The sequence below is a fragment of the Pseudacidovorax sp. genome, assembly GCF_017991995.1.
Classification (GTDB): Bacteria; Pseudomonadota; Gammaproteobacteria; order Burkholderiales; family Burkholderiaceae_C; genus Xenophilus.
In genome coordinates this window covers 139,846-154,751 of the sequence record NZ_JAGOPN010000009.1, presented here as the reverse complement: position 1 = coordinate 154,751, position 14,906 = coordinate 139,846, and the positions used below count along the sequence as shown (strand labels likewise).

At 69.9% G+C, this 14,906-nt stretch carries 10 protein-coding genes; 3 read left to right on the top strand and 7 right to left on the bottom strand.

What is annotated here, in order from left to right; all coding sequences use genetic code 11:
* Positions 1-6 precede the first annotated feature (6 nt).
* The 7 genes from KBC94_RS14120 to KBC94_RS14090 all read right to left on the bottom strand — a co-directional run bounded on the left by KBC94_RS14120 (position 7) and on the right by KBC94_RS14090 (position 10,632).
* Positions 7-1,818, bottom strand: coding sequence for a glycosyltransferase family 2 protein (locus KBC94_RS14120; protein WP_294371058.1), 1,812 nt, complete (start codon positions 1,816-1,818; stop codon positions 7-9).
* 254 nt (positions 1,819-2,072) lie between these two features.
* The gene (locus KBC94_RS14115; RefSeq protein ID WP_294371055.1) at positions 2,073-3,470 is read right to left on the bottom strand and encodes a carbohydrate porin; all 1,398 of its coding nucleotides are present in this window, start codon (positions 3,468-3,470) and stop codon (positions 2,073-2,075) included.
* A complete protein-coding gene (locus KBC94_RS14110) occupies positions 3,467-4,039 on the bottom strand; it encodes a hypothetical protein (RefSeq protein WP_294371053.1) in 573 nt (190 codons plus the stop codon). The genes KBC94_RS14115 and KBC94_RS14110 overlap by 4 nt, the downstream gene beginning before the upstream one ends.
* An 87-nt stretch (positions 4,040-4,126) precedes the next feature.
* Positions 4,127-5,608 (bottom strand): efflux transporter outer membrane subunit, encoded by a 1,482-nt coding sequence (locus tag KBC94_RS14105; RefSeq protein ID WP_294371050.1) that lies wholly within the window; start codon positions 5,606-5,608, stop codon positions 4,127-4,129.
* Positions 5,605-8,721, bottom strand: a complete 3,117-nt coding sequence (locus KBC94_RS14100; protein WP_294371047.1) for a CusA/CzcA family heavy metal efflux RND transporter — start codon at positions 8,719-8,721, stop codon at positions 5,605-5,607. Before KBC94_RS14100 ends, KBC94_RS14105 begins: the two co-directional genes overlap by 4 nt.
* Positions 8,714-9,841, bottom strand: a complete 1,128-nt coding sequence (locus tag KBC94_RS14095; RefSeq protein ID WP_294371043.1) for an efflux RND transporter periplasmic adaptor subunit — start codon at positions 9,839-9,841, stop codon at positions 8,714-8,716. Before KBC94_RS14095 ends, KBC94_RS14100 begins: the two co-directional genes overlap by 8 nt.
* 356 nt (positions 9,842-10,197) lie before the next feature.
* Positions 10,198-10,632, bottom strand: a complete 435-nt coding sequence (locus KBC94_RS14090) for a MarR family transcriptional regulator (RefSeq protein WP_234195278.1) — start codon at positions 10,630-10,632, stop codon at positions 10,198-10,200.
* Positions 10,633-10,763: 131 nt separating this feature from the next.
* On the opposite strand from KBC94_RS14090, the gene KBC94_RS14085 reads away from it, so the two are divergent.
* From KBC94_RS14085 to KBC94_RS14075, 3 genes are all read left to right on the top strand, one after another.
* Entirely contained in the window at positions 10,764-11,876 is a 1,113-nt protein-coding gene (locus KBC94_RS14085; RefSeq protein ID WP_294371039.1) for a substrate-binding domain-containing protein, read from the top strand.
* Between the two features lie 143 nt (positions 11,877-12,019).
* On the top strand, positions 12,020-13,537 hold the full coding sequence (locus KBC94_RS14080) for an amidase (RefSeq protein WP_294371037.1): 1,518 nt from the start codon (positions 12,020-12,022) through the stop codon (positions 13,535-13,537).
* A gap of 115 nt (positions 13,538-13,652) precedes the next feature.
* Entirely contained in the window at positions 13,653-14,879 is a 1,227-nt protein-coding gene (locus KBC94_RS14075; protein ID WP_294371033.1) for an ABC transporter substrate-binding protein, read from the top strand.
* The last annotated feature ends 27 nt before the right edge of the window (positions 14,880-14,906 follow it).

Sequence of the window (14,906 nt, the reverse complement as noted above, 5' to 3'; positions counted from 1 at the left end):
CGTTCACTAGCGGGCGAGCTGCCACCGCGCTTCATAGGCGGCCAGCTGCGTGCCCGTGTACCAGTCCAGCCGCACGTTGGGGTTGTGGAACCGGTCTTCCGCGAAGCGGTCCGGCCACTTGGCGGTGATGTGTCCGAGCTCGCGCGCGGCGCGCTGCTGCTTTTCTTCGTTGGCGTGGTCGTGCCCGCGCGACACGCTTTCGAGGTGCAACAGGGTCGCGAACGGCGTGCACACGTTGCGGTAGCCGGCGTCGGTGGCCTTGAGGCAGAGGTCGACGTCGTTGAACGCGATGGCCAGGTGCTTCTCGTCGAAGCCACCGAGAAGCTGGAAGACCTCGCGCCGGATGGCCAGGCAGGCGCCGGTGACTGCGAGGTAACCGCGGGCGCCGGCCAGTCTGCCGTCCGCGCCGGGCGCCATCGCATCGTCCGTGCGGGACACGTGCATGGCCAGCCGGTCGGGTTGGAGGATCACCCCGGCATGCTGCACGGTGCCGTCGGCGTACAGCAGCTTGGCGCCGACGCAGCCGATGTCCGGTCGCATGGCCTGCGCCACCATCTCCTTGAGCCAGTTCGCATCGAGGATCTCTGTGTCGTTGTTCAGGAACAGCAGGACCGCGCCGGTCGCCGCACGGGCGCCGAGGTTGTTGATGCGCGAGAAGTTGAACGCGCCCGGCGTCTTCAGGATGCGTACGCGGGGGTCCTGGCGCAGCTGTGCGAACAGGGCATGGGTCTGGGGCTCGGTGCTGTCGTTGTCGAGCACCACGACTTCCAGATCGGGGTAGTCGGTATGCCGAAGCAGGCTGTTCAGGCAGTTGGCGAGCAGATCCGCGCGGTCCCGCGTGGGCACCAGGATGCTGACGCGCGGCGCGGGCTGCGGCAACGGGCGCCGCACCCAGTTGACGACGGGGGCCAGGACCGACGGGGCCACCTCGACGGGGGTGCCGCTCTGCATCGACGCCACCTGCTGGGCGGCCCGACGTGCCGCCGCGGCATAGGCTTCGATCGCGCGGGCCGTCGCGGCACTGTCCGGTGCGAGCGGTATGCGCCGATGGCAAAGGACGGCAGGAATGTGCCGCACCCGCCAGGCCGGCAGCGGCAGGCCGATCCGACAGCCCAGTTCATAGCGCGCGGCAGGCCCGAACTCGGGGCGCAGCCCGCCACTGTGCAGCACTTCGGCGCGGCGGAACAGGCACAGGCCTTCCAGCAGATCGAAGCCCAGCTGGGCCTCTGGATCCCAGCCCGGCTTGAAGCGCGGCCTGCAGCGCGTGCCGTCGGCGGCGATCCAGTCCTCGTCGGCGTAGACGATGTCGGTCTCGGGCCAGCGCGCGAGCGTCATCCGAAGGGCGGCCACCGCCGTGGGCGCAAGCTGGTCGCCCGCGCTGAGCAGGCCGACATGTTCGCCGCCGGCATGGGTGAGTGCCAGCTGCTGCAGCGCCGGCACGGTGACATCGTCCTCGGTGGCGACGATGACACGCACCTTCAGCGACTGCGGCACAAGGGCGAGGACACCTGACATCGCCGCCTGGCGTGCGGGGCTGCAACTGAGCAGGACGTCGAACTGCAGGCACACCTGCGCGGCGAGCGACGACAGCGTCGCCCGCACCGCGCGATCATGTGTGTCGTCGGCGACGACGAAGGTGATGCCAGCGGGGTGGGGGACCGCCGTCAGGGCAGCGCGCAGCGCTTCGCGCTCGGCGTCGGCAGACGATGATTCGCGTGCGATCCAGGCCCGGTACTCGGCGCTCGCGAAGGGTGAAAACGCACAGGCCGCCGACCAGTGCGCGCACCGGGCGGGGTCGAGAGACGAAACAACGGACAACGAAACTCCCCGAAATGGCCATGAACGCGCCACCCGTCGATCGCTGCGACAGCTGGTCCGAAGAACGCAACCTCACCTTTTGGCAGCTTGCAATTCTTTAGTAGCGTGAACATTGATGAAATTTCATGACACTGGTCGTCACAAGATCTCCCCATTCGGTGTAGGACAGGACGGACCAGGGTGACAGGGGCCGGCTCGTCCCCCGGGGCGCGTGGAGGTGGGGCTCCGCGAGGCTGTGCGGCCCCTCAGTCCGGTCAGAACTCCGTGTGAAGCCGCACCGAGCCGACATGCACCGGCCCGCGGTCGGCGTTGTAGCCGGGATGGCGGATGTGCTGCCAGTCGAGCGTCACCCAGAACGCCCGGGTCACCTGAATGGCGTAGAAAACCTCGACCACCGTTTCGGTGCCGTAGCGCAATGCGCCGTCGCCCAGGAAGGTGCCCATGCCGCCTGCCGCCAGGTAGTCGCGGCGTGCGTGCGAGAGGCCGTTCGCCGCGGCGGCCACGCCCACCGTGTCCTGACCCCGGCCCCAGGCGCTGCCGCGCAGCAGGGCGCCCGCGGAGAGCGAGCGGTCGATCTCGGTGAAGGCATAGGTCTCGGTGCCGCCGTCGGCCCGGCTCCAGCGGGCGAAGAGGCCCAGGTCGTCGCCCACGGCCTGCTCCAGCCCCAGGCCGATGCCGCGCTTGCTGCGGTCGCCGCCGCGCACGGCGTCGAGGCTTGGGGTGTCGCCCGTGGCCTGCGCAAGCGCCAGCGCGTCCTTGAAGCTGGCCATGCGCGCCCGGTTGCGGAAGACCAGCAGCCGCAGCTTGCCGGGCTGGCCGTCCAGCTGGTGGGCATGCTCCAGCTCGACCTGGTCGCCGTAGTGGCGCTGGAAGCGCGGATCCAGCGGCTGGCCGTTGGGCTCGTAGGGCTGGATGAAGCGGCCGGCGCGCAGGGCCCAGTCGTCGTGGTAGCGCTCCAGCACCGCGCCCCAGGAGTAACCGCGCCCGTCCGCCGCATAGTCGTAGGCGCCGTAGGTCATGAAGGCCCAGTTGAGGAACTGGGTGCGCGGGTCGTGGGCATAGGCGTTGTTGTCGAACACGTCCAGCACCGACAGGTTGCCGGCGGTCAGCACCCAGCGGCGCCGGTCGGCGGTGCCGGCGAGCTGGGTGAGGCCGGAGGCCTGCACTTCCTCGCCGCCACCCTCTCCCCAGGTCTGGCGCAGGAAGAGACGGGCGCGGTACAGGCCCAGGTTGGGCGTGGCCGAGCGGGCCATCTCGCCATTGGTGAAGCCGCCCAGGCCCGTGAGGCCCGACAGCGGCACGCCCTGGGCGCCCTCGGCATTGAAATACAGCTCGCCGCCCCGCCAGGGCCGCATGCCGACCATGGCGGTGACGGTGAACGAATAGCTCAGCGCCCGCTCGGTGCCCAGGCTGTTGTTGCCGGAATAGGCGGCGGGGAAAGCGGCCTTGTCTTGCCAGACGTAGGTGGACTGGAAGGCGGTGCCCCATTCCTGCTCGGGTGTCGCGGCGGGCGCCTCGACCGGCTCGGCCTTGGCGGCGCCGGCCAGCAGCAGGGCGAGGGCGGCGGCGATGGCGGACGGGACGCGCGGTGCGCCGCGACCGCGCACCCGAAGAGGAGCGGCACGCCGTGCCGGGGGGATCGATGGCTTCATTTCGTCGGTCGCGTGGGGTCCTCCCGCAGATCGGCCACCAGCCGCGTGCGGCGTGCCCGGGCCTGCAGTACGGCGTCGGGCTCGAGCTCCCACCCGTAGTCCATGTGCCAGAGCCCGGCCAGGGTGGCGATGTGCAGGTAATGCACCTCGCCCGCACGCCCATCGAGCGAGATGGTGTGCGGCGGGTGGCCTTCGGCGTGCAGCGTGAACGCATGCGCACCCGGCGGCACGCGCAGGCGCAGTGTGGTCGAGGGCAGCGTGTCCGCCAGCGGCTGGCCGTCCAGGGACACGGCCACGCGGTGCGGGCCGTCGCTCCAGTTCTGACGCACCACGTAGACGGTCAGGGCCTGCGGGTCGGGTGCGAAGTGCCAGGCCTGCTGGGCCGTGTCGGCGTCGGGCAGCGGTCCGTCGAGGCAGGGCCCGTGGTGGCCATGTGCCAGCGGGTTGAGGAAGCAGTAGGCGCCGCCGGCCTGCACCTCGCGGCCGGGCAGGGCGGCGCAACCCGCCAGGCCGAACAGGGTGGCGGGCAGGGTGAGCAGGGCGAGGCGATGCCAGCGCGAAGCCTTCATGGTCTTGTCTCCGGATCGTGGGTGCACGCGCCCATGGCTGATTGGAGAGGGCGTTCCAGGCTCGGCTTTGCACCATGGCGCGCCAGCCTATCGCGCCGAGCTGTCGGCCACCTGCCACCAGCCGCCGAGGGCTTGGTAGAGCGCCACGCAGTCGCCGAGCCGGGCGGCGCGCGCCTGGGCAGTGGCCAGCACCGCCTGCTGCAGCGTCTGCTGCGCCAGGACCAGGTCTGCCTGGGCGGCAGCACCCGCCTCGCGCTGCCGCTGCACGGCGGCCAGGCTGCGACGCGCGGCCGCCTCGGCCGCGGCGGTGGCGCGCAGCGTGTCGGCATCGCTCACGATGGCCTGCAGCGTGTCGGCGGTGTTCTGGAAGGCCGTGAGCACGGTGCTGCGGTATTGCGCCTCGGCCTGCTCGTAGGCGGCCTGCGCGGCGCGCTGCTGGTGCAGCAGCGTGCCGCCGTGGAAGACCGGCTGCAGCAGCGTGCCGCCCACCGACCAGAAGCCGCCGCTGCGCAGCAGTTGCGACACGCCCAGCGCCGAGCTGCCCAGCGTGGCCGTGAGCGTGAAGTTGGGCAGGCGCGCCGCCGTGGCCACGCCCACCTGGGCGGCGGCCGCGTGCAGCTGGGCCTCGGCGGCGCGGATGTCGGGGCGCTGTTGCACCAGTTGCGAGGGCAGGCTCACCGGCAGTTCGGCCGGCAGCTGCAGCGCATCGAGCGTGAACTGCTGCGGCAGCGGATCGCCCGGCAGCCGGCCGGTGAGCACCGCCAGCCGGCTGCGCTGCGCGGCCAGCTGCTTCTGCAGCGGCGGCAGCGTGGCCTGGACCTGGGCCAGGGCACTCTCCTGGGCGGCGATGTCGACGCCACCGATCTGGCCGGCCGCATGCTGGCGGCGGGCACCGTCGAGCAGGCGGGTGGCCAGGTCGACCAGCTGCTGCGTGGCGTCGATCTGCGCGCTTAGCGCGGCCTCCTGGATCGCGGTGCTCACCACGTTGGTGACCAGCGTGGTGCCCACCGCTTCGCGCTGCCAGCGCTGCACGTCGACCTGCGCGTCCTGCGCCTCCACGGCGCGGCGCGTGCCGCCGAAGACATCGGGCGCGTAGCCGATGCTGAGCTGCGCCGTGTGCAACGTGTAGCGGGTGATGTCGCCGTCGGCCAGCGGGCTGGAGAGGGCGCCGGAGGTCTTCTGGCGCGTGGGCGTGTAGCTCGCGTCCACCGTGGGCCAGAAGGCGCCGCGCTGGGCGAGGGCCGTCTCCTGCGCACTGCGCAACGCGGCCTCGGCGGCCTGCAGGTCGGGGCTGGCGGCCAGCGCAGCATCGACAAGGGCGTCGAGGCCGGGGGAGCCGAAGGCCTTCCACCATTGCGAGGCGACGCCCTGGCCCAGGGCGAAGCGCTGCGCCCCGCCGGCCGGGCCCTCGGCCTCGGCCGTGCGCGCGGGCAGGGGCGCCGCGGCCACCGACGGTGTGGCGGGTGCGGCCGGCGCGTGGAAGTCCGGGCCGACGGCGCAGCCCTGAACCAGGCCGAGCAGGGCCAGCAGCGGCACGGGAAGAAGTGAGCGGAGTCGGAGGGTTGTCACGGCTGGACCTCCTGCGTCGGGATGTCATGTGAGGCGGGCGAGGCACGCCGCCGCTCCAGCCGCGCTTCGATCAGGTGGTAGAGCGCCGGCAGCAGCGCCAGCGTCAGGACCGTCGCGCTGACCAGCCCGCCCACCACCACGGTGGCGAGCGGCCGCTGCACGTCGCTGCCCAGCCCCGTGGCCAGCATGGCCGGGGTGAGGCCCAGGGCGGCCACGGTGGCGGTGGTGAGCACCGGCCGCATGCGGCTGCGGGCGCCTTCCAGCACCGCCTCGCGCAGTGACCGGCCTTCTTCGGTGCGCAGCCGGTTGATCTGCGACAGCATCAGCACGCCGTTGAGCACCGCCACGCCGAAGAGCGCGATGAAGCCCACCGCACTCGACACGTTGAGCGTCATGCCCCGCAGGTGCAGCGCCGCCAGCCCGCCCAGCATGGCCAGCGGCACCGCGGCCAGCACCAGCAGCGGTTGGCGCAGGTTGCCGAAGGCGCCGAAGAGCAGCAGGAACATCAGGCCCAGCGTCATCGGCAGGATCAGCGCCAGGCGGGCCTGGGCCCGCTCCAGGTTCTCGAACTGGCCGCCCCAGCGCAGCTGAACATGCGTGTCGGCGGGCGTCACGTCGTGGGCGACGGCGGCCTGCGCGTCCTTCAGGAAGCCCGCCAGGTCGCGGCCGCGCACATTCAGCCGCACGATGATGTTGCGTTCGGCCATCTCGCGCACGATGACGCTTTCGCCGGCCACGGTGCTCAACTTGGCCACGGCGGAAAGCGGCACCTGCTCGCCCGTGGCCGACTTCAGCGTAAGGTTGCCGATGGCATCGACGCTGGCGCGGGCCTTCTCGGGAAAGCGCACCGTCATGTCGTAGCTCCTCTCGCCCACGTAGAGCCGGCCGATGGGCGTGCCGCCCACGCCGGTGGCGATCAGGTCGGCCACCGCGGCGGCGTTGATGCCGTGGCGCGCGGCGGCGGCCCGGTCGAGCTCGATCTTGAGGTTGGGCAGCGGCGGCTCCACATCCACTGCCACGTCGGCGGCGCCGGGCACGCGACGCAGCGTTTGGGCCACGCGGTTGGCCACATTGCGGATCTGCGCCAGGTCCTCGCCGAAGACCTTGACCGTGAGGTCGCCGTGGGCGCCCGAGAGCTTGTCCTGCACGCCGTCGATCATGGGCTGCATGAAACCCACCGTGTAGCCGGGCATCTGCGCGAAGCGCTGCGCCATGCGGTCGATCAGCTCCTGCTTGGTGAGGCCCGATGTCCATTCGCTGTACGGATGCAGCCCCACGCTGGCCTCGATGTGCGAGGGCGTCCAGTAGTCGGTGCCGTCGTCGTTGCGGCCGGTCTGCGTGACCACGTACGACACCTCGGGGAAGGCCAGCGTGGCCGTGCGCAGCTCGTCGGCCATGGCCGCGGCCTTGGCGAGGGTGATGCCCGGCGGCATCTGCACCTGCAGCCACAGCGAGCCTTCGTCCAGGTAGGGCAGGAAGTCGTGACCGGTGGTGGCAAACAGGCCGACCAGCGCCACCAGCGACAGGGCGCAGGCCACGAGGACGCCGCGCGCGCGGCCCACCGTGTGGGCCAGGAAGCGCCCATAGCGCACCGCCAGCCATTCGAGCACCGGGTTGTGCACGATGCGCCGCGGCTTGCGCAGCGCCAGCCAGGCCAGCCCTGGAATCAGCGTGAGGGCCACCAGCAGCGCGCCCGCCAGCGCCGCGCCCACCGCATAGGCCATGGGCGAGAAGAGCTTGTATTCGATGCGCTGGAAGGCGAAGAGCGGCAGGTAGGCGCACACGATCACCACCATGCCGAAGAAGATCGGCCGCGCCACCTGCAGCGTGGCCTCGATGGCGTCGCTGGCCGAAAGCGGCCGGCCTTCCGCCTCCTCGCGCCGGCGCAGGATGTTCTCCACCAGCACCACCGCGCCGTCCACCAGGATGCCGAAGTCGATGGCACCCAGCGACAGCAGGTTGGCCGGGATGTGGAACTGGTGCATGAAGATGAAGGCGATCAGCAGCGCCAGCGGGATCGTCAGTGCCACGATGGCTGCCGCGCGCGGGCTGCCCAGGAAGAGCAGCAGCACCACCGCCACCAGCACCATGCCCTCCATCAGCGTGGACGAGACCGTGTGCAGCGTGGCCTCGATCAGCGAGGTGCGGTCCAGGTAGGGCACCACCTTCACGTCTTTGGGCAGGATGTGCTCGTTGAGCTCCTGCACCGCCTCGTGCACCGAGGCCAGGGCCGTGGAGGGGTTGCGGTCCTTCAGCAGCAGCACGATGCCTTCGATGGTGTCGGGGTTGGCGTCCTTGCCCAGCACGCCGCGGCGCTCGACGTTGCCGTAGCTCAGGCTGCCCAGGTCCTTGACCAGCACGGGCACGCCGGCCTTGGTCTTGACCACCACGTTGCCCATGTCGTCCAGCGAGCGCAGCAGGCCCACGCCGCGCACCACGTAGCTCTGCTCGCCACGGTCGACGATGCTGCCGCCGCCGGTGGCGTTGTTGTTGTTGAGCGCATCCTTCACGTCCTGCAGCGACAGGCCGTACTGCTGAAGCTTGTCGGGCTCCAGCTCCAGCATGAACTGGGTCGTGAGGCCGCCGAAGTTGGCCACGTCCACCACGTCGGTGGCTTTCTTCAGGCGGGGGATCACGGTCCAGAACTGCAGCTCCGACAGCTCGCGCAGGCTGCGCGTCTTCGATTCGAGCGTGTAGCGGTAGATCTCGCCGGTGGGCGAGGTGTAGGCATCCAGCCCCGGCGAGGCGCCGTAGGGCAGGGTGACCGCGTTGATGCGCTCCTGCAGCCGCTGGCGGGCGAAGTAGCCGTCGGTGCCGTCCTCGAAGACGACGGTGATCAGCGACAGCGCGAACAGGCTGCGCGAGCGCAGCACGTGCATGCCGGGCGTGCCGAGCAGCGCGCGCTCCAGCGGCACGGTGATCTGCTGCTCCACCTCCTCCGCGCCCAGGCCGGGCACCTGCGTGACGATCTGCGAGCTGACGTCGGCGATGTCGGGATAGGCCTCGATGGGCAGCTGCTTCCAGCTCCAGTAGCCGTAGAGCGCCACGAAGACAAACAGCAGCCAGGCGATGCCGCGCCGCTGGAAGGCGAGGGCGACGAGCTTCTCAATCATTGAGCAGCACTCCGCCCTGCACCACGATGCGCTCCCCGGCCTTCAGGCCCGAAATGACTTCCACCTTGTCGTCGGACGAGCGGCCCAGCACCACCAGACGCGATTCGTACTGGAAGGGCGCCTGCTCGACGAAGACGCGCGTGGCCAGCCCGCTCTGCAGCACGGCGGTCGCCGGGATCAGCAGCGCCGGCTGCGCGGGCCCTTCCAGCGTGGCATGCGCATACATGCCGGGCTTGAACAGCCGCTCGCGGTTGTCGATGGCCACGCGCACGCGCACGGTGCGGGTGTCGGGATCGACCAGGTCGCCGATGTAGCGCGCCTTGCCTTCGAAGCTGCGGCCGGGATAGGCATCGAGCGCGATGTGCACCGCCTGGCCCACCGACAGGGCGGCGATGTCCTTCTCGGGCACGCTCGCCGCCAGCCAGACGGTGGAGAGGTCGGCCACGGTCATCAGTGAGGCCGTGGTGTCGTTCCAGTAGCCGCCCAGGGCTCCGCTCATGTCGACCACGCGGCCGGCGATGGGGGCGCGCAGCACGTACTCGCGGCGCGATGCGGCATCCACCGGCGCGCCCAGTTGAGCCAGCCGCTCCCGCGCGGCGCGGGCGTCGCTCTCGGCGGCGACGAGTGTCTGGCGGGCGGCCTGCAGGTCCTTGGCGGCGGCGATGTCGGCCTGGTTCAACGTCTGCTGGCGCTCGAAATCCTGGCGGGCCTGCAGCAGGGCGGCCTGGGCCTTGGCGTCGTCCCGATAGGCGGCGCCCAGGTCGGGCGAATCCAGCGTGACCAGCGGATCGCCTGCCTTCACCGCATCGCCCAGCTGGTGATGCAGCCGCACGATGCGGCCGGCCAGCGGCGGCACCATCTTCACCAGGCGCTCGGGTGCGGCCTCGATGGTGCCGGGGGCTTCGAGCGTGGGGGCAAAGGGCTGCGGCGCCACGGCCGCCACGACCAGAGCCTGCCGCAGGGCGGAGCCTTCGGGCACGCGGATGAGGGTGTTCTGGTGCTGGCGCGCCCCATCGGAGGGCGTGGCCTGAATTTGGGCGGTGGGTGCGGAGCGGCCGGCATCGCAGCTGGCGAGCGTGGCCAGGCACAGCAGAAGGGCGAGGGCGGGGATCGGCTTCATGGGCGTCTTCCGGGCGGTGTGAGAGAACGACGGACGTGGCGCGGCCATCGCCCGCTGCTCGGCAGCGGGCGTCGCCAGGGTCGGGTCAGATGGATGTCAGCCGGACGCGCCCGGCAGGGCGTCGCCGCATCGGCAGGGCGGGTCGTGCGTCAACGGCGGCGGGTGCGTGCCGCTGTCGTGCTGCCGCCATGGCCGGGCCGATGCGGCAATGGTCGCCGTGACGCGCCGCAGGAGCCAGCGCGCATTCGGTCGGTCAGGGATGCGGGAAGGATGGCGCGGCTATACCTTGGTATAGCGGCGGACCCGCGGACGCCGCGCCACCGGCGGCGGAATCAGGCCGCGGCGCGATGCGTGCCTCAGTGCGGCTCGGTCTCGTCGATGAAGGATTCGAGCAGCTTCTTGAGCTGGCTCGTCTTGCGGGGGCCCAGCGCCTCTTCGATCTGGCTGTGATGGGCATCCACGCTCTTGCGCAGGCGGGCGACCGTCTCCAGGCCGAGGTCGCTGATGTAGACCAGCACGCGCCGGCTGTCGGCCGGATCGGCCGCGCGCTGGACGAGGCCGCGGGCAACCAGCTTGTCGATGTTCTTGGTCAGCGCGGGGTGGTTGAGCAGCACCGCCTCGGCCAGGTCGCCCATCGAGCGGCCCTGCTCGTCGGCGAGCACCTGCAGGATGCGCCAGTGCTCCTCGGTCACCTCTTCCGCGGCGATCGATTGCGCCAGGCCGATGCGCATGCGCCGGTTGGCGGAGGCCAGCAGATAGGCCAGGTACTGCGATATGTCTTTCTCAGGCATGGCTCACGTCGGCGCGTGGGGGGAAGGGTTTCCGATGGTAGCGCGCAACCCTTGCCTTGGAAAGCATTGGCGCAGTTTTTGCGACGCTGTCCCTTCTGTTGCCAACTTGGTGCACTGTCCCGGAGTTCTCGATGTTCCCATCCTCAGGACCCGCCACGCCGCGCCTGCCCGCCGGTCGGCTGCAGCGCCCGCTGCTCGCGAGCCATGAACTCAACATCGCGCTGTGCGTGCCGCTCGGCGGCTTCGCGGGCATCTGGGCGCCGTCGGCGCTGGCCTGTGCCAAGCTGGCCGTCTCCGAACTCAACCGGGAGGCGGGGCTGGGCGGCCGGGCCTGCCGGCTGCTGACGGTGAACGCCGCGGACGACGCGGCCGACATCGAGGCCACGCTGACGGAGCTGGTGCAGGCCGGCGACATCGATGCCATCGTCGGCATGCACACCAGTGCCGTGCGCCACCGCATCCTGCGCGCCGTGGGCGGGCGCATTCCCATCGTCTACACGCCGCTGTATGAGGGCGGCGAGGCCAGCCCCGGCGTCTTCGCCATCGGCGAGACCGCCGAGCGGCAGCTGCGGCCGGCCATCCGCTGGCTGGGCGAGCGCAAGCGCCCGCGGCGCTGGTATGCGGTGGGCAACGACTATGTCTGGCCGCGCATGTCGCATCGCATCGCGCGCACCTGCATCGCCGAGACCGGGGCCGAACTGGTGGGCGAAAGCTACGTGCCCTTCGAGACGACCGACTTCTCGGCTGTGCTGGAGGCCGTGCGCAAGGCCCGGGCCGACGCGGTGCTGGTGTCGCTGGTGGGTCAGGATTCCATCGAGTTCAACCGCGCATTCGGCCGCGCAGGCCTGCACCGCCACATGCTGCGCCTGACCTGCGGCGCCGGCGAGAACGAGCTGCTGGGCTTCGGCGCCGACAACGCCGAGGAGTTCTATGCCGCCTGCGGCTACTTCGCCACGCTGGACACCGACGCCAACCTGGCGTTCAAGGCGCGCTACCGCGCCCACTTCGGCGAGCGCGCGCCCACGCTGAGCACCCATGGCCAGTCCACCTACGAGGGCATGCACTTCCTGGCCGCGCTGCTCGACCGCGGCGAATGCACCGGCCGCAGCCGCCCCACCAGCGTCGGCACCATCGCCTACCGCAGCGCCCGCGACGCCGCCTTCGAGGCCGGCGAACCGAGCGGTGTGCCCATCTATCTCGCGCGCGCCGAGGGCAATGCCTTCCGCGTACTGACACGACTCTGACTCGGCTTCGGCACCGCCTTTATTTTCCAAAGCAAACAAAAAGCTTGACCAGGAAAATATAAGTTCACAGAATCGATCCGTGAAACGCAGGGTGTCCGTCTGCTTCGGGCACCTCTTCTTCCCTCGTGACACGGAGTCCCTTCATGGCCATCAAGCGCCCCACCGTCGAGCAGCTGCAGGACGTCGCACTCAGCCTCGGCATCCATCTCTCCGATTCCCAGGCCGCCAGCTACAACGCGCTGCTGCAGTCCAACTTCGATGCCTACGACGCCGTGGATGCGATGCCCGACTACCAGCCGGCTGTCACCTATGCCCGCACGCCCGGCTACTTCCCCGCGGGTGAGGAGAACCAGTACGGTGCCTGGTACGTGAAGACCACCATCCAGGGGAAGCCCGGCGGCAAGCTCGCCGGCAAGACGGTGGTGCTGAAAGACAACGTCTGCCTGGCCGGCGTGCCCATGATGAACGGCGCCTCCACGCTGGAGGGCTATGTGCCCAACGTCGACGCCACCGTCGTCACGCGGCTGCTGGATGCCGGCGCCACCATCGTGGGCAAGGCCAAGTGCGAGTACTTCTGCTTCTCGGGCGGCTCGCACACCAGCTCGCCCTCGCCGGTGCACAACCCCTGGCGCATGGGCTATTCGGCGGGCGGTTCGTCCTCGGGCAGCGCTGCGCTGGTTGCGGCCGGCGAGGTCGACATGGCCATCGGCGGCGATCAGGGCGGCTCCATCCGCATGCCGGCCTCCTACTGCGGCATCTACGGCATGAAGGCCACGCATGGCCTGGTGCCCTACACCGGCGTCATGCCCATCGAGCTGACCATCGATCACACCGGACCGATGACGGCGAACGTGACCGACAACGCGCTGATGCTCGAAGCGCTGGCGGGGCCGGACGGCCTGGACCCGCGCCAGCATGCGGGCCAGGGCTCGAAGCCCTACAGCGAACTGATGAAGACGGGCGTGCAGGGCTTGCGCATCGGCATCGTGACCGAAGGTTTCGGTTGGCCGCAGTCGGACGCGGCGGTCAATGAGAAGGTGCGCAACGCCGCCGAGGTGTTCACGCGTCTGGGGGCCACCGTGAGCGAGGTGTCGGTGCCGATGCACGCACTGGGCCCGGCCATCTGGCTGCCCATCGCCGCCGAAGGGGCGACGCAGCAGATGATGAAGGACAACGGCCACGGCTTCAACTGGAAGGGCCTGTACGTGACCAGCCTGGTGGACTTCCATGCCGGCTGGAAGCAACGCGCCGACGAGCTGTCCGACACGCTCAAGATCACCATGGTGCTGGGCGAATACTTCATCCAGAACTACCGCGGCCATTTCTATGCCAAGGCGCAGAACCTCGCGCGCAAGCTGACGGCGGCCTACGACGCCGCCCTGTCGGACTTCGACCTGCTGCTGATGCCGACGCTGCCGATCACGGCCACGCCCATCCCGAAGCCGGGCGCGTCGCTGGAAGAAGTGATCACGCGCGCCTTCGAGGTGCTGCCCAACACCTGCCCCTTCGACGTCACGGGGCACCCCGCCATGAGCATTCCCTGCGGCCTGGTCGACGGCCTGCCTGTCGGAATGATGCTCGTCGGCCGCAACTACGACGAAGAGACCATCTACCGCGCCGCCTATGCCTTCGAGCAGGCCGGCGACTGGAAGAGCCTCTGAGCCATCCGACCCGGGCGGCGCGCTGCGCCCGCCCCGGAGCCCCGCGTTCCCGTTCCTTCATCCCTTTCACACACAACGACGGGCTGCGTCCGTCAGATCAACGAGGAGTGTTCCCATGGATCGTCGATCCTTCCTTCAAGGCTCTGCCACCGCCCTGGCCGGCACGGCGCTGCCGCTGCTGCCCATGGCCGCGATGGCGGCCGACGAGATCGTCGTCGGCAGCATCATCGACATGTCGGGCGGCCTCGACATCTACGGCAAGCCCATGGCGGACTGCATGACGCTGGCAGTGGAGGAGCAGAACGCGGCCGGCGGCCTGCTCGGCAAGAAGATCAAGCTGGTCACCTACGACCCGCAGTCCAACATGCAGCTGTATGCGCAGTTCGCGCAGCAGTCGGCCCTGCGCGACAAGTCCACGGTGGTGATGGGCGGCATCACCTCCGCCTCGCGCGAGGTGATCCGGCCGGTGCTCACCCGCAACAAGACGCTCTACTTCTACAACACGCAGTACGAAGGGGGCGTGTGCGACCGCAACACCTTCTGCACCGGCGTCACGCCCGGCCAGACGGTGGCCAAGCTCATCCCCTACGCCATGAAGAAGTGGGGCAAGAAGGTCTACGTGGTGGCGGCCGACTACAACTATGGCCAGATCACCTCGCAGTGGGTCAAGAAGTTCGTGCAGGACAACGGCGGCTCGGTCGCCTCCATCGACTTCTTCCCGCTGGATGTGACGAACTTCGGCCCGACCATCTCGAAGATCGAGGCCGCCAAGCCCGACATGATCGTCTCGGCCCTGGTGGGTGGCGCGCACATCTCCTTCTACCGCCAGTGGGCGGCGGCCGGCCTGACCAAGAAGATCCCGCTGGCCTCGACCACCTTCGCCGGCGGCAACGAGCACATCGTGCTCTCGCCCGCGGAGACCGACGGCTTCCTGGTCTCGTACAACTACTTCCAGAACCTCGACACGCCGCAGAACAAGGGCTTCAAGGAGCGCTTCTACAAGCGCTTCGGCAGCGACTATCCCAACATCACCGAGCTGGCCATGGGCACCTACCAGGGCTTCAAGCTCTGGGCCGAGGCGGTGAAGAAGGCCGGCTCCATCGACCGCGAGAAGATGATCACCGCGCTGGAGAGCGGCATCAGCATCGACGGGCCGAGCGGCAAGGTCACGGTCGATGCCCAGACCCACCACTGCGTGCTGAACGTGAGCATCGCCGAGGTGCGCAACAAGCAGCTGAACATCGTCGAGACCTTCCAGCAGCAGCCGCCGGTGGACACCAGCGCGGTGTGCAACCTCCAGAAGAACCCGAAAGACAACCAGCAGTACGTCATCAAAGCCTGAAGTGGAACGACCCGGACCGAGGAGTCA